Source organism: Hymenobacter lapidiphilus (assembly GCF_013377885.1).
GTDB classification, from domain to species: domain Bacteria; phylum Bacteroidota; class Bacteroidia; order Cytophagales; family Hymenobacteraceae; genus Hymenobacter; species Hymenobacter lapidiphilus.
Genome location: NZ_JABKAU010000001.1, coordinates 200,471 through 218,614 on the forward strand (window position 1 = coordinate 200,471; position 18,144 = coordinate 218,614).

Sequence of the window (18,144 nt, forward strand, 5' to 3'; positions counted from 1 at the left end):
ACGCGCCCTCGCCGCCTGTTTCGTACCTTAGCCCTACCAAAACCCACCCAACTGCCCCCCGATATGCAAGCTCCCGTAGCGCCTTATAAACCTAAAAATCACGTCCGCATTGTAACGGCCGCCGCGCTGTTCGATGGGCACGATGCCGCCATCAACATCATGCGCCGCATCATCCAGAGCAGCGGCGCCGAAGTTATCCACCTGGGCCACAACCGCTCGGTGCAGGAAATCGTGGATTGCGCCATTCAAGAGGATGCCCAGGCCATTGCCATTACCTCCTACCAGGGCGGCCACAACGAGTATTTTAAGTACATGCACGATTTGCTGAAGGAGCGGGGCGCGGGCCACATCAAGCTCTTCGGCGGCGGCGGCGGCGTGATTCTGCCCTCCGAAATCGAGGACCTGATGGCCCACGGCGTCACCCGCATTTACTCGCCCGACGACGGCCGCGCCATGGGCCTGCAAGGGATGATCAACGACCTGCTCGAACAGGCCGACTTCCCGACCGGCCAGAACCTCAACGGCGAGGCCGACCACCTCAAAGACAAGAACGCCCGCGACATTGGCCGCCTGATTTCGGCCGCCGAAAACTTCCCCGAGGAGTTTAAAAAAGCTTTTAGCCATCAGCTGTTAGCTGATAGCTCTCCAACCGCTGATAAGGACGGAAAGCTAACAGCTAACAGCTCTCAGCTAACAGCTCCAATATTAGGCATCACCGGCACGGGCGGCGCGGGCAAGTCGAGCCTGGTGGATGAGCTGGTGCGGCGGTTTCTGATGGACTTCCCCGAGAAGACCATTGCCATCATTTCGGTGGACCCGAGCAAGCGTAAAACCGGCGGGGCGCTGCTGGGCGACCGAATCCGGATGAACGCCATCAACAGCCCCCGGGTGTACATGCGCAGCCTGGCGACGCGCCAGAGCAACCTAGCCCTGAGCAAATACGTGCAGGATGCCGTGGATGTGGTGCGGGCCGCCGACTTCGACCTGATTATCCTCGAAACGTCCGGTATTGGTCAGTCCGACACCGAAATCATCGAGCACTCCGACGCCAGCCTCTACGTGATGACGCCCGAGTACGGCGCGGCCACCCAGCTGGAGAAAATCGACATGCTCGATTTCGCCGACGTCATTGCCCTCAATAAGTTCGACAAGCGGGGCGCCCTGGACGCGTTGCGCGACGTGCGCAAGCAGTACCAGCGCAACCACGGCCTCTGGGACAAGCAGACCGATACCATGCCGGTCTTCGGCACCATCGCTTCGCAGTTCAACGACCCGGGCATGAACCGGCTGTACCGCGCCGTGCTGGCCACCATGGAGGAGCGCACCGGCCACGCCTTCGCCTCGAAGCTCGAAACTTCGGTCGAGGACTCCGAGAAGATTTACATCATTCCGCCGCATCGCACGCGGTACCTTTCCGAAATAGCCGAAACCAACCGCCAGTATGACCAGTGGGTTCAAAAACAGTCTGCCACAGCGCAGCAGCTCTATGGAATCCGACAAGCCGTCGGAGCCGTTGAAAGCCTCGCCGGAAACAGTGCCGGAGCAATTGGTAGTGGCGGCGGCGCAAGCCCTGCCGGAGTCGAGCCCGGAACACTCGTGGCCGGCCTGGAGAGCACCTTCGAGGAGGTCAAGCTTCGGCTGGACGGGCAGAACTGGAAGCTCCTGGAGAACTGGTCGCAAACGGTAGCCGCCTATAAGGCTCCCGAGTTCGTGTTCAAGGTACGCGACAAGGAGCTACGCCTCCAGACGCACACCCAGAGCCTTTCGGGCACCCAGATTCCCAAAGTGAGCCTGCCGCGCTACACGGCCTGGGGCGACCTGCTGCGCTGGCAGCTCCAGGAAAACGTGCCCGGCGAGTTCCCGTACACGGCCGGCGTGTTCCCCTTCAAGCGTGAGGGCGAAGACCCCACCCGCATGTTTGCCGGCGAAGGCGGCCCCGAGCGCACCAACCGCCGCTTCCACTACGTGAGCATGGGCCTGCCCGCCAAGCGCCTCAGCACGGCCTTCGACTCGGTGACGCTCTACGGCGAAGATCCCGACCATCGGCCCGACATCTACGGCAAAATCGGCAACGCCGGCGTGAGCATTGCCTGCCTCGACGATGCCAAGAAGCTCTACTCGGGCTTCAACCTGGCTAACCCCAGCACGTCGGTGTCCATGACTATCAACGGGCCGGCCGCTACCATTGCCGCCTTCTTCATGAACGCCGCCGTTGACCAGCAGTGCGAACTCTATATTAAGGAGCACGGCCTGGAAGACGAGGTCAGCCAGAAAATCGACGCTATATACACGCAGTACGGCCAGCCCCGCCCCCACTACCAGGGCCCCCTGCCCGAGGGCAACGACGGCCTCGGCCTGCTGCTGCTCGGCGTAACCGGCGACCAGGTGCTGCCCGCCGACGTGTACGCGTCCATCAAAACCCGCACCCTCACGCAGGTGCGCGGCACGGTGCAGGCCGATATTCTCAAGGAAGACCAGGCCCAGAACACCTGCATCTTCTCCACCGAATTTGCGTTGCGCCTCATGGGCGATGTGCAGCAGTACTTCATCGACGAGAAGGTCCGCAACTTCTACTCGGTGTCGATTTCGGGCTACCACATTGCCGAGGCCGGCGCTAACCCCATCACCCAGCTGGCCCTCACGCTGAGCAACGGCTTCACGTTCGTGGAGTACTACGTGAGCCGGGGCATGGACGTGAACGACTTCGCGCCCAACCTCTCGTTCTTCTTCTCCAACGGCATCGACCCCGAGTACGCCGTGATTGGCCGGGTGGCCCGCCGCATCTGGGCCAAGGCCATGAAGCTGAAGTACGGCGCCAACGCCCGCTCGCAGATGCTGAAGTACCACATCCAGACCAGCGGCCGGAGCCTGCACGCCCAGGAAATCGACTTCAACGACATCCGCACCACCCTGCAGGCCCTGTACGCCATCTACGACAACTGCAACAGCCTGCACACCAACGCCTACGATGAGGCCATTACCACGCCCACCGAGGAATCGGTGCGCCGGGCCATGGCCATCCAGCTCATCATCAACCGCGAGCTGGGCCTGGCCAAGAACGAAAACCCCCTCCAGGGCTCGTTCATCATCGAGGAGCTGACCGACCTGGTGGAGGAAGCCGTACTGCTCGAATTCGACCGCATTACGGAGCGCGGCGGCGTGCTCGGGGCCATGGAAACCATGTACCAGCGCGGCAAGATTCAGGAGGAGAGCATGCACTACGAGATGCTCAAGCACACGGGCGAGTACCCCATTATCGGCGTCAACACTTTCCTCTCGTCGAAGGGCTCGCCCACGGTGATACCCGCCGAGGTAATTCGGGCCACCGAGGAGGAGAAGCAGTACCAGATTACGATGCTGGAGGCCCTGCAGGCCCGCAACGCCGCCGAGGCTCCCGCGCGCCTCAAGCACCTGCAGCAAGTAGCCGTGGCCAACGGCAACCTCTTCGAGGAGCTAATGGACACCGTTAAGTTCTGCTCGCTGGGTCAGATTACGAATGCGTTGTTCGAAGTTGGCGGGCAGTATAGAAGAAATATGTAAGGCAAGGCATATTTCTTCTATTTAAAAAGGGTGCTATCTTGCAAGAGGTAGCACCCTTTTTCTATTTAACAGATTGTAATATGAAATACTATTTAGGAGGATATTACCTTATGCAAATTCAACCGATTGAGTTTGGGTCAGAAAAAAACCAACGCGTTTTGACTTGTAGCACCTGCATCAACAATAGCCTTTTTGATTCATGGTCATTCTCATGGGCCACTACATTCAAGAGAGATTTAAAAAAAGTAAAACAGGACTACTTGATAGATGAAGAAGCAATAAACTCAATACGCCTTTGGGTGGATAGCAATTTTGATGGCGAGCCAAAAAACGTTGGATGGCCCAATGTTTTTTCCACTATCCAAGCTGCAAAAACGTATCACAAAGTTTATTTCTCTCATTTGAGAGATATTAAATTGTTTGCTCTTTACTTTAATGAATCAGAGGCGACGGCGTTAATTGAAGAGTTTAAGCCTACTTTTGAAAATCAAGGTTTGATTGGCTTAGTTGATACATTACAAAATCGCATCGTTGAAGACCAATCAATAAATCAGCAAATAGTTGGTTATGATTTAATTGGTGTGGAGATTGGTGGCGACTTTCACACTTTCCATTGCCACACTAATGAAGTGGACTTGATTACCATGTTTAAGCTTGAAATGAATGAATATGGTCTTTTTGAAGAAAATGAAAATTTATCTAACGCATTAAATTATATGAATGATGAGGACAATGGTTTTGAGCCTGTACCTTGGTTCTTAGTTAAGGTAAAAGCACTTTGTGAGTTGGCTTGAGCTACCTCGCGTAAGCCTCAGTATCCCCAGCCGTCCCAGCGGCCAGCCGGTTCCGCGCCACGCCGGTCAACCCAATCGGCGCACCCATTTCCGCCGCTACCGCCCCACCCGCCGCTGCCGTTACGGGCCGCTTCGGCTGGGGCCGGGGGCGTACGGCGGGGCGTCGGGGGCGGATGGCTGGAACGGGTAGGTCGGGCGATGCGGCTGGTTGAACCAACGCCTGTAATGTCAAGTTGTCTGATTGGACTACTTCGCTTATCTTTGGTTCATGCCGAAAAAGCGCAGCCTGTTCTTCTTTAAAAACTACTTTCGCGACTTTTATCAGGCGCAAACGGAGAAGGTCAAGAAGAAGATTCTGTGGACCTTGCGCGTCGTAGAAGACCTGGAGCAGCTACCGGAAACGTACTTCAAGCACCTCACTGGCTCCGACGGCCTCTATGAAATCCGGGTGCAGGTCGGCAGCGACATCTTCCGCATCTTCTGCTTTTTCGATAAGGGCAACGTCGTGGTCATCGGCCACGGGTTCACCAAGAAGACACAGAAAACGCCCAAATCCGAACTGGAACGGGCGCACACTATCAAAGCCGAATACTATGAAAGCCGCTAAAAACCTCACCAGCCTCAGCGAGTTCGTCGACCAGGAGCACGGCCCCGTTGGCAGCAAGCCCCGCGAGGAGTTTGAAGCGGGCTACGAAGTGTTCAAGCTCGGGGCCATGCTCCAGCAGGCCCGGCAAGCCAAAGGCCTCACCCAAGCCCAACTGGCCGAGCTAGCCGGCACCGACAAATCGTACATCTCGAAGCTGGAAAAGGACCTGAAAGACGTGCGTCTATCCACCTTGCAGCGCATTATCGCCGAGGGCCTGGGTGGCCACCTGGAGTTCTCCATTAAGTTTTAGCTCGGCTCCATCTCATAAAACCGCGCCGCCTGGACCACTCCGGGCGGCGCACCTGTTTCCGGCGCTACCGCCCCACCCGCCGTTGCCGTTACAAGCTGCTTCGGTTGGGGCCGGGGGCGCACGGCGGGGCGGCGGGGGCAGTTGAACAGGAAACTACTCCGCAGCTAGCAGCGCCAATACTTCCTGCTTCAGTTGCGGCAGATGACGCACTACGATACTCCACGTCATCTCATCCGAGACCGTGTCGTAGCCGTGGATAATCCGGTTGCGGGTGGCTATGGTCTGGCGGGCGTTGGAGAGCTGAAAATCCGGGGCCAGCTTCATGATACGGCCCACTGCTTCGCCCATTATTTCGAGGTTGCGCTCAGTGGCGCGGCGGGTACGCACGTCGCGCTGGTAGTGCGTGAAGTCCAGCGGCCGCCCGGCGAAGAAGCTTTCCGTTTCCTCGATGGCTTGCAGTACATCATACAGGCAGGCGCGAATCTCAGGCTGCATACAGAAGTTGCCGGGTAGCTTCGAGTTGCTGGCGGAAGTACGGATTGCGCACGGCCTGGGCTTCCAGCAAGTCCACCGGCCGGCCGAATAGCTCCTCCAGCGCAAACTTGAAGCGGAAGTAATTGTCGGCGTACTGCTCCAGCGGCATGGGCTCAAACTCCGCCACTAAGTCCACGTCGCTGTCGGGCCCAAAGGCCGGAGTCAGGGCCGAGCCAAACCCAAACAGTTGCCGCACCCGATGCTGCTGGCATAGCTCTTCGATGGCGTTCAGGTTTAGATTAAATACTTGCATGGTGCGTGTAAGATAGGACCTTGAGGCAAATGTCACCTTTTGGCAGCGTTTTGTTATTCACGAAAGCTCGACTACCTACTCCGATTTTGATTTTCCGCCATCGCGCCGCCTGAACCACTCCGGGCGGCGCACCTGTTTCCGCTGCTACTCCCCGGCCCGCCGTTGCCGTTACGGGCCGCTTCAGTTGGGGCCGGAGGCGGGCGGCGGATGGCGGGGGCGTGTAGTGCAACCAGCCAAACTGCCCCATACACTCGTTCATGGCGTCAATTACCCCGTTCGTCGGCACGCTGTTTATCCGCGCCGGGCAAATGGCTAGCTTTGACTCATGCGTATAGTTTTCTACAAGTGGCGAATGGGGCTGCTGTTTCTGCTGCTGCTAACTGGACAGACGGCCTGCTCCTCCCCTTCGGCCGAGGTAGCGGCGCAGGAGGTGCAGGAACCCACCGAAACCTTTACCCAGCGCCGCGTGGTAGTGGGCGCCGACTCGCTCGTGCGCGGCCGCCTGCTCGACCGCAACGACTCGGTGCTGGTAGCAACCGGCACCTTACACCTGCTGAAACTGCCGCGCAAGGCCCCCCTCGATACCCTGGCGTTGGCCAAGCTGCTGGGCTGGGGGCCCCCCACCGTTAGGCAGCGCATCGCCAACGCCCTCCCCTACGACAACGCCCCCGCCGGCTACCCCGTGAACCTGCGGCTGACGGCGGCCGAAGCCGCACGGGTACGCAAGGCTCGCAAGGAGTGGCCGACCCTAGTGCTCAGCACCCAGGTGGGCCGCCGCTACACCGCCAACGCCGGCGCGGCCGTGCTGGGCTACCCGGCCAACGAGGCCCAGGCGTTTTTCAAACAGGCCCAACGCACCAAGCGCGGCCGCTTCTACAAACTGCGCAACGGTGGCGTCGAGGGCTACTACAACGGCCTGCTGACGGGCCGCGTGGGTTACCTGCACCCGCTCATCGACTCGGCAGGCAACAACCGCGGCAGCTGGGCCACCGATACCACCTTCCGCCAGGGCCAGGACCTGCACCTGACCATCGATACCAAGCTGCAGGCCTACGCCGAGCAGCTCATGGGCAACCGCAAGGGCTACCTGGTGGCCCTCGACCCGAAAACCGGCGAAATCCTGGCCTACGTGTCGGGCCCCGTGTACGACCCGGCCACCCTCACGGCCCCCGACCAAGCCAAGGTGCGCTCGGAGATGCTCTTTGATGAGAACAAGCCGCTGCTTAACCGCCCGGCCATGCTGGCCAACCCGCCCGGTTCGGTGTTCAAGCTGGTGAATGCGGCCGTGGCGCTGCAGCTGGGCGCCATCACGCCTACCACCGGCTTCAAGTGCGACCAGACGCTGATCAAGTGCGTGCACGACCACCCGCGGCCCGGCAGCCTCACGGTGGGTCTCAAGTACAGTTGCAACCCCTATTTCTACCAGACCATGCGCAACCTCATCCAGCGCGTGCCCGATAGTCTGGTGGCCGATACCGTGGCCGCCCGCCACGCCAACCTGGCCGAGTGGCGGCGCTACGTGCGCTCGTTTGGGCTGGATTCGGTGCTGGGCGTGGATATCCCCCGCGAGGCCCCCGGCTTCCTGCCTACCCCTGCCTATTACGACAAGGTCCGGAAGACCCGCAACTGGACTTATCGCTCCATCTATTCGCTAAGCGTGGGCCAGGGCGAAATCAATATGACCGGCCTGCAAATGGCCAACATGACGGCCATTATCGCCAACCGCGGCTGGTACTACCCGCCTCACCTGGTGCGCGGCATCGGCGACAATGGGCCACTGCCCCGCTTCACCCAAAAGCGCTATACCCTTATCGACAGTGCCAATTTTGCGGCCCTGCTGCCCGGCATGCTAGGCGTAATGCAGCGCGGCGGCACGGCCGAAACCTCCAGCCTCGCCGACGTGGGTATTACAGTGGCTGGCAAAACCGGCACCGTAGAAAACGGCGGCGACGATGACGACGACCACGCCGCCTTCGTTGGTTTCGCCCCCGCCGACAACCCCAAAATAGTAGTAGCGGTGTACCTCGAAAACGCCGGTTTCGGGGCAACTGCCGCCGCGCCCTGCGCCGTTATGGTGATGGAAAAGCATTTGCGCGGCTCCATTGCTCCCAAGCGCAAGCGCTGGGAAGCCCGCGTGAAGCACCGCGCCCGCAACGGGTACTAATCGTCCGCCAGAACGCTGCTACTGTATATTCGGCACGGCGTTCCGGCGTTTCAGCGGCGCTTTCCTGGCTGCTGGTTTTTAGTTGAGCGATGAACTACACGCTGCTTTTGCTGACTTTCCTGCTGCCGCCAGCGGCATCTGTAGCACCGTTTCGGCCCTTATGGCTGGCCCCGGCGGCCTCCTGGGAGCCAGGCCGACTTCCGGCGCCCGACTCGCTACGCTGGCCCTACCGCCCCCTGCGGGTGAACGAGACGATGGTACTCGATGCCGTGCTGTTTCAGCTGCGCACTGCCGAGCTGCTGCCCGAATCAAACCCGACGCTACAGCTACTGGCAGCGGAATTACTAAGCCGGCCCACTCTGAGGATTCAGCTTGCCGGCCACACCGACCGCATTGGCCGCTCCAAAGAGAACATGAAGCTCTCGGAGCAGCGGGCCGAGGCAATAAGGGCCTACCTGATTCGGGCCGGCGTGGCAGCCGCACGCCTCATCATGGTGAGCTACGGCGACGCCCGCCCGCTCTACCCCGCCCCCAATGAGCGCAACCGGCGCGTAGAAGTGCGAGTGGTAGAATGAGGGCCGCTACCAGCTAAAAGCCACTGCTCTGGATGCAAAAAAAGCCCGCTTCCGGCTATCGGAAGCGGGCTTTCAGCAGGTATAATGGCGGCTTTTTACTTGCCCTTGGTAGCCGGGCCGGGCGCGACGGCGGGTACGGGTACGGGTACGGGTACGGGTACGGGTACGGGTACGGGAGTGGTACGGCGGGCCTCCTCGTACTGATAAAAACCCAGTTCGTGCTGGTAGGGGGCGAAGTTCCAATTGTAGCGCGCCGCGGCCGCCCGGCGGGCTACTGCGCGGATGGCATCGAGCTGAGCAGCGGGCAAAAACGACTGCAGAGAGTCGGCCAGCAGCGCCTGGTGGGTTTGCTCCAGAGCCTCTTCCAGGGCCAGGATTTCGGTTACGCCTTTGCCCTTTATGTCTGTCGCCGTAGTACGCTGGCGCGCAATGCGCTGTCCATGGTAAGCAAACTCGCTGTTTGAAGCGGGTGGAACGGGCGCAACATTCGGTATAACAGCAGCGGCGGCCGCTGCCGCTGCTGCTGCCGCTTCAGTTGTAGCCGTTACGTGAGGCATGGGAGACGCTTTTTCTTTGCTGTTGCGCACGACCATAACTCCCAACTGGGTAGCTAATCGAACACCGTTGATCAGCAGGCTGGCCTGAGCCTGGGCCACATGTACTGTGATGAATAAGAGTAGTGTAAACAGGTATTTCATCCGTAAAATCTTATACTGAAAAGATGGCGTGAAAGTAGCCAACCAGAATGAAAACCCAGCTATACAATGTGCTAAATGATTTTATGGGCTGCTTGCTGCTCCCCGGTCAAGCTGTTCGATATACATATAGTGCAGCATTGCCTGCACGCCGATTACCCCAGGCCGCTCATGCTTATGGCCCAAGCGTCATCAATTTATTATGCTTGCATAACAATTTAGTAATTCAGGTGTAGTATCTTTGTGGTCAATCAGCTGATTGACACTTATCTAACCTTAGTACCATGAAAAAGAGCACCGTCACCTTTTCGTCGCTGCTGCTGCTGGGCAGCTTCGGCTCCTTCCGTTTCCTGGCTGCGCAATTGCGCGACCTGAGCCTCCATTTCGACCTGCGCGACGAAGAAGAGCTACACTTCTGCTAAGCTTCTCCCGTCTATTCTGTTACCGCAAGCCTCGCCCCTCCGGCGGGGCTTGCGTGTTTTTGGGCCTCAGAAACCGGGCTTCATAGTCAGCACCTTAGCGGCCGGACCGGAAAAAACAACATCCATTCGCGGCGGTTTTCGGTACTTCACAGTAGCGCCGGCCCGTGCGGGGCCGCGCATCTTGTTTTTCACCAGTTGATTTCAACCCTGACTGCCAGCCAGAACTGGCCGCGGCAGCAGTTCGAAATCAGCCTAAATCAGTGCTTTATGGAATTGAATGGCTTGAAAGAGCAAATCAGCTACATCATCGGCCGCGACATGGCCAACAACTTCGCCCAGCAAGGCCTCGACCTGGACATCGATATTTTCGCCCAGTCGATGAAGGAGGCCCTTACCAACGAGCCCAGCCGCCTCACGCCCGAGCAGATGCAGAGCGCTATGCAGCAGCTGCAGGAGCAGCTCGGCGGCGGCATGGAAGAAGACAACGACGACGACAACCAAAACTCCAACGATATGGGTAACAGCAAAGCCGAAGGCGAAGCCTTCCTGCAGGAAAACGCCAACAAAGCCGGGGTAACCACCCTACCCAGCGGCCTGCAATACGAGGTGATTACGGAGGGCAGCGGCCCTAAGCCCGGTCCCGGCTCGTCGGTTACCACCCACTACCACGGCACGCTGCTCAACGGCACCGTATTCGACAGCTCGTACCAGCGCGGCCAGCCCGCTACGTTTGGCGTAAACCAGGTAATTGCCGGCTGGACAGAAGCCCTGCAACTGATGCCCGAAGGCTCGAAGTGGCGCCTTTACATCCCCTCCGACCTTGCCTACGGCAAGCGCGGTGCCGGCCGCGACATCGGCCCCGATACTACGCTCATCTTCGATGTGGAGCTGGTAAAGGTGAACAAGTAGCGTGTAAACGAAGCGAAAGATGAGCCGGCAAGCGGAATGTCATCACCTTTGCCGCCTCATCTGGTTGCTTCGTTACCTAAACCTACCCAAACCATGCAAGCCCCGCTGCCTCCCCTGCGCCACGTTCCGCCCTACTGGGTACGAACCAGCACGGGTGGCGGCGGGGCTTTTGCCGATGGTACCCATCGGCCGGAGCCGGCCACTACGCCGCTACCCACTCCGCCCCCGGCAGAGCCAGTGGCAGAATCCCTGCCAGAGCCCTTGCCGGAGCAGCCCGCCGAATCGTTCGAGCCGCTGCTGCCCCCGCCACCAACACCCGAGTTGTTTGCCACGCTGCGAAGCGAGGACGGCCGGTTGGAACTGACCAATGACGGGCTGGAGCTGAATACCGAACAGTTTAGCTGGCGCGAGCTGGAGGGTGTGGATGTGCAGCCGGTCCGCTGGCTGCTGGGCGTGTTGCTGGGCGCTTTCCTCTTCTTAGGCTTTCTATCGGCCTACCTGCAGTTTTGGCTGAAAACGGTTCCGGCAGCGCTGGGTATCGGGCTGGGCCTGGCGCTACTGGCTTGGGGCCTGCGCGGCACCAACCGCTGGCGGGTACATCGGCCGGGCCGGCAAACTCGCTATTTCTCGCTTGGTGGTCCGGCCAACGGCTGGCTGGCGCTGGCCCGCGAGGCCAACCGGCGCATCGGGCAGCGCCACCACGAAACGGCTACTGCCGCCGGGTACTGGCTGCAGCAAACTGCCTTCATTGCCCCCGCTGCCGCCTCCACCGAAGAGGCCGGTCCTGACACGCACGCCCCGGTCTGAGCCGCCGGCCGCCGCACTTATTGGCCCGGTTTGCCTACGCACCGCAGCCAGTGCACCGCCGATTACGGGCCGCCTGTTACCTTCGGCCCCGCTTACCGCATTTCTGCCTCTTTCCAGCCGTTTCCTTATGGACGCCAAACACCAGCACTCCGCCATTTCGACGGCCGGTTTGCTCATTGCCCTGGGTATCATCTACGGCGACATCGGCACTTCGCCACTCTACGTGATGAAGGCTATCGTATCGGGCCAGATTGACCCGCTGCTCGTGTACGGCGGCATCTCCTGCGTCATCTGGACGCTCACGCTCCAGACCACCGTTAAGTACGTGCTGCTCACCCTCAATGCTGATAACAACGGCGAGGGCGGCATTTTTTCGCTTTATGCCTTGGTACGGCGGCGCGGGGCCTGGCTCTCGGCCGTAGCCATTATCGGGGGCGCAGCCCTGTTGGCCGACGGCGTAATTACGCCGCCTATTTCGGTTTCATCAGCCATTGAAGGGCTGGAGGCCGTGTATCCGGATATCCCAACAGTACCCATCGTCATTGGCATTATTGCGGCGCTGTTTCTGCTCCAGAGCTTCGGCACCCAGATTGTGGGCAAAGCATTTGGTCCCATCATGTTCGTGTGGTTCGCCATGCTGGGCATCCTGGGCGTGAGCGGGGTGATGCACCACCCCGAAATCCTGAAGGCTTTCAACCCCTACTACGCCTACAACCTACTAGTAAACTACCCCGGTGGCTTCTGGCTGCTGGGCGCCGTGTTTCTGTGCACAACCGGGGCCGAGGCGCTGTATTCCGACCTGGGCCACTGCGGCAAGGGCAATATTCGCATCAGCTGGATTTTCGTGAAATCGTGCCTGGTGCTCAACTACCTGGGCCAGGGCGGCTGGCTGATGTCGCAGCAGGGCCAGCAGCTCAACGGCCGCAACCCGTTTTATGAGCTGATGCCCGAGTGGTTTCTGCTCATCGGCATCGGCATTGCCACGCTGGCCGCCGTTATTGCCTCGCAGGCCCTCATTACGGGCTCATTCACGCTCGTAGCCGAAGCCATTCGCCTCAACATGTGGCCCAAGGTAAAGCTCAACTACCCCACCGACGTAAAGGGCCAGCTGTTTGTACCCAGCATGAACCGGCTGCTGCTGCTGGGTTGCATCGGGGTGGTGCTGTACTTCCGCCGCTCCGAGCACATGGAGGCCGCCTACGGGCTGGCCATCACGCTTACCATGCTCATGACCACGATTTTGCTGAGTGTCTGGCTGCGCTCGAAGAAGGTGCCACTGGCCGTTATCGGATTGTTTGTGGTAGTATATGGCGCTATTGAGGGTTCTTTTCTGGTGGCCAACCTCATCAAGTTTCCGCACGGCGGCTGGGTGTCGCTGCTGATTGGCGGGCTGCTGATGAGCGTGATGTACGTGTGGCTGCGGGCGTACTACATCAAGCGCCGCCTCACCGAGTTCGTGAAGATTGACCCCTACATTGAGGCCCTCAAAGAACTAAGCGCCGACGAGTCCGTGTCGAAGTACGCCACCCACCTCGTGTTCCTGACCTCGGCCGAGCGGGCGTCGGAAATAGAGGCCAAAATCATCTACTCCATCTTCCAGAAGCGCCCCAAACGGGCCGACATCTACTGGTTCGTACACGTCGATACCACCGACCAGCCCTACACCATGGAGTACAAGGTGACCGAGCTGGCCCCCGACGATGCTTTCCGCATTACATTCCGGCTGGGTTTCCGCGTCGAGCAGAAAATCAACCTCTATTTCCGCAAGGTGATTGAGGAGCTGGTGCGCAACAAGGAGGTCGATATCACTTCGCGCTACGAGTCGCTGAGCAAGCAGCACGTAACCGGTGACTTTCGCTTCGTAGTGATGGAGAAGTACCTCTCGGTCGAAAATGACTTCCCGACGGTGGAGAAGCTCGTGATGCAATCTTATTTCTACATCAAGCAGTTTATCGCCTCCGAAGCAAAGTACTTCGGCCTCGATACCAGCTCAGTGAAAGTGGAAAAGGTACCGCTGGTGATTGCGCCTGTGCGTGAGATGTCGCTGCAACGGATTTTTTAGAACAGGATTTACGCAAAGAGACTGTAGCGCGAAGCTTCCCTCCCGCTGGTTTGCGCACTGACAGCAAATCGATCCTGAGTACAACCAACCCAATTCCATCAATGCGGCAGGACATGGCTTTTACCAGCAGTATATTTTTGCTTTCCAATCATTCCATTCGGTGATAGTAGGAAAGTAAAAACACACTGCTGGCAGGCATATTACCTACCTTTAGTTCATGGAATTACTCATTATTCTGCTGTTGGTCTTGCTCAACGGCGTTTTTTCCATGTCGGAAATTGCGCTGATTTCCTCGCGCAAGGCCAAGCTGGAAGCCCAGGCCAAGCAGGGTAGCCGCCCGGCCCAGGCTGCCCTGGCGCTGGCCCAGCAGCCCACCCGGTTTCTCTCCACCGTCCAGATCGGCATCACGCTTATCAGCATCCTCACGGGCGTGTTCAGCGGAGCGGGGCTTACCACCCAGCTTGAGGGCGTAATTGCCCAAGTGCCCGTGCTGGCTCCTTTTGCCCACAATATTGCCGTAGTCCTGATGGTTGTCTTCATCACTTACCTCTCGGTGGTGATTGGGGAGTTGCTGCCCAAGCGCATCGGCCTGACCAACCCCGAGAGCATCATCAAGTTTATGGCCGCGCCCATGGCGTTGCTTTCCCGGCTTACTTCACCCTTTATCTGGCTATTAACCGTTTCCAGCGACTTTCTTATCCGGGTTCTGGGCATCAATACCCAGGAAAGCCCGGTAACGGAGGAGGAAATCAAGGCCATGATCCGGGAAGGAGCTACGGGGGGAACGATTCAGGAAATTGAGCACGACATTGTCAAGAACGTCTTCAGCCTGGGCGACCGGCGCCTGGGCTCGCTCATGACCAGCCGCCAGGACATAGAGTGGCTGGACCTGGAAGCTGACCTGGACACGACCCGTCAGACGGTGCTTGCCCGCAAGCGCTCGGCCTACCCGCTCTGCCAGGGCAGCCTAGACGAAGTGCGGGGCATGGTGTACCTGAAAGATCTGGTAAACGAAATACCGCTGGATACGCAGCTACGGCGCTTGGGCGAGCTACAACGCGAGCCATTGTTTATGCCCGCTTCCAGCAAAGCCTACCATGCCCTGGAAATGTTCCGGCTGCGGCGCGTGCACCAAGCCATTGTGGTGGATGAGTTTGGCGGGGTGGTCGGGATGGTGACAATCGACGATATACTCGACGCGCTGGTGGGCGACATTTCGCCCGATACGGAAGGCGAACCCGCTATTGTGGAACGCAGCGACGGCTCGTTTCTTATCGATGCACAACTGCCTTTCGCCGAGTTTGCCGAGCGTTTCCACATTTCGCTAGCGGCGCGGCGCGGCCTGACGGGCTTTCATAGTATCGGCGGCTTTGCACTGCACATTCTAAACTCATTACCTCGCGCCGGCGAGCATTTCAACTGGGAGGGCCACTACTTCGAAATCGTGGACGTAGACCGCAGCCACATCGACAAAATCCTGTTCAAGCCCAAGCTCGATTAGCTCGCCCCACTGCTTGCACCCTACGGGCCGGCCAGTTGGCTTAGCAGAACGAGTATGCCCAGGGCCAGGTAAATACCGAAGCGCTGGAGCTGCTGTTTGGGTTGATGACGCGCACACAGACCCGCCCAACACCGGCGCAGGGCTTTCCGGTTCGGGATGGGGCATTTCTGCCAGCGTGCGGTTGCCGCGCGAAGCTTCTGCGTCGCGCATCGTTGGACGAAACCGTTGGGCAGTAGGCAGCAATGCGCGACGCAGAAGCTTCGCGCTACAAGCCCCCGGTTCTGGCGTATCAGAACTTCATGCGCTGAATCCGCACGGCGTTGAGGATGGCCAGCAGGGCCACGCCTACATCGGCAAATACAGCCTCCCACATGGTGGCCAGGCCGCCGGCGCCCAGTGCCAGCACCACGCCCTTTACGATGAAGGCCAGCCAGATATTCTGCCAGACTACGGTGTGGGTGGCGCGGGCAATGCGGCGGGCGGTGGCAATCTTGCTCGGGTGGTCGGTCTGGATAACCACGTCGGCGGTTTCGATGGTAGCATCGGAGCCCAGGCCGCCCATAGCAATGCCTACATCGGCCAGCGCCACTACCGGGGCATCGTTCACGCCGTCGCCCACAAAGGCCAGCTTGCGGCCTTCATCCAGGTACTGCTGCACGTAGCGGGCTTTGTCTTCGGGTAGCAGGCCGCCGTGGGCCTCCGTGATGCCCAGCTCGGCGGCCACGCGCTGCACAATGCTGTCTTTGTCGCCCGAGAGCATCACGAGTTTGGTGATGCCGTCGGCGCGCAGCTCCTGCACGGCCCGGGCGGCATCGGCTTTGGGGGCGTCGGCCACGGTGAGGTAGCCGGCGTACTGCCCGTCGAGGGCCAGCACCACGATGCTGTCGACCACGGCATCCACTTCGGGCGGGTACGTCACGTCGAATTTGCGCAGCAGCTTGGTGTTGCCGGCCAGCAAGGTGCGGCCGGCCACTTGGCCGCGCAGGCCGTGGCCGGCAATTTCCTCCACACTTTCCACGGCGGCAATAGCGGTGGCGGAGGGCTGGGCGTGCTGCACCACAGCCTTGGCAATAGGGTGGGTTGATTTGGTTTCGAGCGCGCCGACCAGCCGCAGCAACTCGGCCGCCTCGGTGCCGGGAGCGGCCACTACTTCGCGCACCGCAAACACGCCCTCGGTGAGCGTGCCGGTTTTGTCCATCACCACGGTATCAATCGCGCGCAACACATCCAGGAAGTTGGAACCCTTGAACAGGATGCCGTTTTTGGAGGCCGCCCCGATGCCGCCGAAGTAGCCCAGCGGAATGCTGATAACCAGCGCGCAGGGGCAGGAAATGACCAGAAACACCAGCGCCCGGTACAGCCAGTCGCGGAACACATAGTCATCAACCACCGCTAGCGGCACCAGCACCAGCACCACGGCCAGCAACACCACAATGGGCGTGTAGATTTTGGCGAAGCGGGTGATAAACTGCTGGGTTCTGGCCTTGCGCCCCACCGCGTCCTGCACCATAGCCAGGATGCGGCTGAGCTTGGTATCGGCGAAAGCAGCCGTGACGCTTACCTGCACCAGCGTATCGAGGTTGATCATGCCGGCCAGCACCATCTCGCCCGCCTGCTTGGTTTGGGGGGCCGATTCGCCGGTGAGGGCGGCCGTATTGAACGAGGCCGGGCCGGCTACCAGCGTGCCATCGAGGGCCACTTTCTCGCCGGGCCGCACTTCCATCAGGTCCTCCAGCTGCACCTCTTTCGGGTCGATGACCAGGCGCTGGCCGTCGCGTAGCACGGTTACTTCGGTGGCCTGGATTTCGAGCAGCGCCCGGATGCTGCGCTTGGCCCGGTTCACGGCGGCATCCTGAAACAGTTCGCCCACGGTGTAAAACAGCATTACGGCCACGCCCTCAGGGTATTCGCCAATGGCAAAGGCGCCAAGCGTGGCCAGGCTCATCAGCAGAAACTCGTTGAATACGTTACCCGTGGGCAGGCTCACGGCAGCGGCCCGCAGCACCTTCCAGCCTACCAGCAAAAACGCCACCCCGTACCACAGCGGCCGCACCAGGCCCACGAAAAACGGCACATCAAAGTAGTCGAGCGCAATGCCGCCCAGCAGCATCGCCAAGCTCACGGCCGGCCACAGGTAGGGCCACTCGCCGGCCGGGCCGTGGTCGTGTCCGTGCCCATTGTCAAGGCCGTCGTGCGAGTGGCCGGCGTGCTCGTCTGCCGATTCGTTGTGGTGGTCGACCGTATCGGTGGGCGGGTGGTCCTGGCCGCGGGGGGCGGTGGCGGCTTCGGGCGTGAGCTGCTGGCGGTTGAGGGCCCCGACGTTGGCCAGGTCTACCTGCTTGGCGGTATTGAGCTCTTCGTCGGTGTTATCGGAGTACGGATCGGGCATCAGGAACGGGGCTGGGGTGGGCCCGGCAAACCACCGGGCTGCAGGTATCAAAACGGACTGGTGCCCCTGGGGTTACCCTGCCAAGTCAGGGCAACCCCAGGGGCACCAATGTCTGTAGCCTGGCTGGGCTGGGCGTCGCGACCCTACGCAGGGCGGGCCTCGAAGCCGGCCTCCACAATCAGGGCCATTACCTGTTCGGCAGACAGGTCGCCGCTGACGGTGAGAACTTTATTGGGGTTTTCGGTATCTACCTGCCAGCTGCTGATGGCCTTTTCGCCGTTGAGCGTGGGCGTGATGGCGCGCACGCAGTTGGCGCAGTTGATCGTGGTATTGAAACGGAGCGTTTTCATGGTTGGAGCAGTTGAAAGTGAAGTTGGCCGAACAAACCGGCCGGCGGTATCTACCACAAGGATACGGCCTTAAACGGCAGGCGGTGGTACAGGATTTCCCAAAAAACCAGCAAAACCCGGGGCCGGCAAACGCCCGCCCCCCACAGCCCGGTTGCGCCGGCCGCCGAATGTTGTAGGCCCGGAGAGGGAATCGTGTACATCTTTCGGGCCGGTTTTGGGGTTTAATAGGTACGTAAGCCCCCGGGCTTCCCTC

General features: G+C 60.0%; 16 protein-coding genes. 11 read left to right on the forward strand and 5 right to left on the reverse strand.

Annotation, left to right across the window (positions count from 1 at the left end; translation table 11 throughout):
• Positions 1–63 precede the first annotated feature (63 nt).
• The 4 genes from HW554_RS00950 to HW554_RS00965 all read left to right on the forward strand — a co-directional run bounded on the left by HW554_RS00950 (position 64) and on the right by HW554_RS00965 (position 5,230).
• Positions 64–3,540 carry a methylmalonyl-CoA mutase family protein gene (locus HW554_RS00950; RefSeq protein WP_176906471.1) on the forward strand — a complete coding sequence of 1,159 codons (3,477 nt, stop codon included), beginning with the start codon at positions 64–66 and terminating at the stop codon, positions 3,538–3,540.
• Positions 3,541–3,620: 80 nt separating this feature from the next.
• Complete coding sequence (locus tag HW554_RS00955; protein ID WP_176906472.1) at positions 3,621–4,334, forward strand: hypothetical protein; 714 nt, start codon at positions 3,621–3,623, stop codon at positions 4,332–4,334.
• A gap of 268 nt (positions 4,335–4,602) precedes the next feature.
• The gene (locus HW554_RS00960; RefSeq protein WP_176906473.1) at positions 4,603–4,941 is read left to right on the forward strand and encodes a type II toxin-antitoxin system RelE/ParE family toxin; all 339 of its coding nucleotides are present in this window, start codon (positions 4,603–4,605) and stop codon (positions 4,939–4,941) included.
• Complete coding sequence (locus tag HW554_RS00965; protein WP_176906474.1) at positions 4,928–5,230, forward strand: helix-turn-helix domain-containing protein; 303 nt, start codon at positions 4,928–4,930, stop codon at positions 5,228–5,230. Before HW554_RS00960 ends, HW554_RS00965 begins: the two co-directional genes overlap by 14 nt.
• 153 nt (positions 5,231–5,383) lie before the next feature.
• Here HW554_RS00965 and HW554_RS00970 read toward each other — a convergent pair whose 3' ends face one another.
• Both HW554_RS00970 and HW554_RS00975 read right to left on the reverse strand, forming a co-directional pair.
• Entirely contained in the window at positions 5,384–5,725 is a 342-nt protein-coding gene (locus tag HW554_RS00970; protein WP_176906475.1) for a HepT-like ribonuclease domain-containing protein, read from the reverse strand.
• A complete protein-coding gene (locus HW554_RS00975) occupies positions 5,715–6,017 on the reverse strand; it encodes a nucleotidyltransferase family protein (protein ID WP_176906476.1) in 303 nt (100 codons plus the stop codon). Before HW554_RS00975 ends, HW554_RS00970 begins: the two co-directional genes overlap by 11 nt.
• 325 nt (positions 6,018–6,342) lie before the next feature.
• On the opposite strand from HW554_RS00975, the gene HW554_RS00980 reads away from it, so the two are divergent.
• Positions 6,343–8,181 carry a peptidoglycan D,D-transpeptidase FtsI family protein gene (locus tag HW554_RS00980; RefSeq protein WP_176906477.1) on the forward strand — a complete coding sequence of 613 codons (1,839 nt, stop codon included), beginning with the start codon at positions 6,343–6,345 and terminating at the stop codon, positions 8,179–8,181.
• Between the two features lie 89 nt (positions 8,182–8,270).
• Positions 8,271–8,756, forward strand: a complete 486-nt coding sequence (locus HW554_RS00985; RefSeq protein ID WP_176906478.1) for an OmpA family protein — start codon at positions 8,271–8,273, stop codon at positions 8,754–8,756.
• A gap of 95 nt (positions 8,757–8,851) precedes the next feature.
• Here the strand turns inward: HW554_RS00985 and HW554_RS00990 are convergent, their stop codons facing one another.
• Entirely contained in the window at positions 8,852–9,454 is a 603-nt protein-coding gene (locus tag HW554_RS00990) for a hypothetical protein (RefSeq protein WP_176906479.1), read from the reverse strand.
• A 281-nt stretch (positions 9,455–9,735) separates the two neighbouring features.
• Between HW554_RS00990 and HW554_RS00995 the strand changes: the two genes are divergently transcribed.
• From HW554_RS00995 to HW554_RS01015, 5 genes are all read left to right on the forward strand, one after another.
• On the forward strand, positions 9,736–9,873 hold the full coding sequence (locus HW554_RS00995; protein ID WP_176906480.1) for a hypothetical protein: 138 nt from the start codon (positions 9,736–9,738) through the stop codon (positions 9,871–9,873).
• 267 nt (positions 9,874–10,140) lie between these two features.
• Positions 10,141–10,782, forward strand: a complete 642-nt coding sequence (locus tag HW554_RS01000; protein ID WP_176906518.1) for an FKBP-type peptidyl-prolyl cis-trans isomerase — start codon at positions 10,141–10,143, stop codon at positions 10,780–10,782.
• Between the two features lie 93 nt (positions 10,783–10,875).
• Positions 10,876–11,589, forward strand: coding sequence for a hypothetical protein (locus HW554_RS01005; protein WP_176906481.1), 714 nt, complete (start codon positions 10,876–10,878; stop codon positions 11,587–11,589).
• A gap of 127 nt (positions 11,590–11,716) precedes the next feature.
• Complete coding sequence (locus HW554_RS01010) at positions 11,717–13,651, forward strand: KUP/HAK/KT family potassium transporter (protein WP_176906482.1); 1,935 nt, start codon at positions 11,717–11,719, stop codon at positions 13,649–13,651.
• 217 nt (positions 13,652–13,868) lie between these two features.
• Complete coding sequence (locus HW554_RS01015) at positions 13,869–15,152, forward strand: hemolysin family protein (protein ID WP_176906483.1); 1,284 nt, start codon at positions 13,869–13,871, stop codon at positions 15,150–15,152.
• 289 nt (positions 15,153–15,441) lie between these two features.
• On the opposite strand, the gene HW554_RS01020 is transcribed toward HW554_RS01015, so the two are convergent.
• Both HW554_RS01020 and HW554_RS01025 read right to left on the reverse strand, forming a co-directional pair.
• The gene (locus tag HW554_RS01020; protein WP_176906484.1) at positions 15,442–17,541 is read right to left on the reverse strand and encodes a heavy metal translocating P-type ATPase; all 2,100 of its coding nucleotides are present in this window, start codon (positions 17,539–17,541) and stop codon (positions 15,442–15,444) included.
• Positions 17,542–17,684: 143 nt separating this feature from the next.
• Positions 17,685–17,891 carry a heavy-metal-associated domain-containing protein gene (locus HW554_RS01025; protein WP_176906485.1) on the reverse strand — a complete coding sequence of 69 codons (207 nt, stop codon included), beginning with the start codon at positions 17,889–17,891 and terminating at the stop codon, positions 17,685–17,687.
• Between the last annotated feature and the right edge of the window lie 253 nt (positions 17,892–18,144).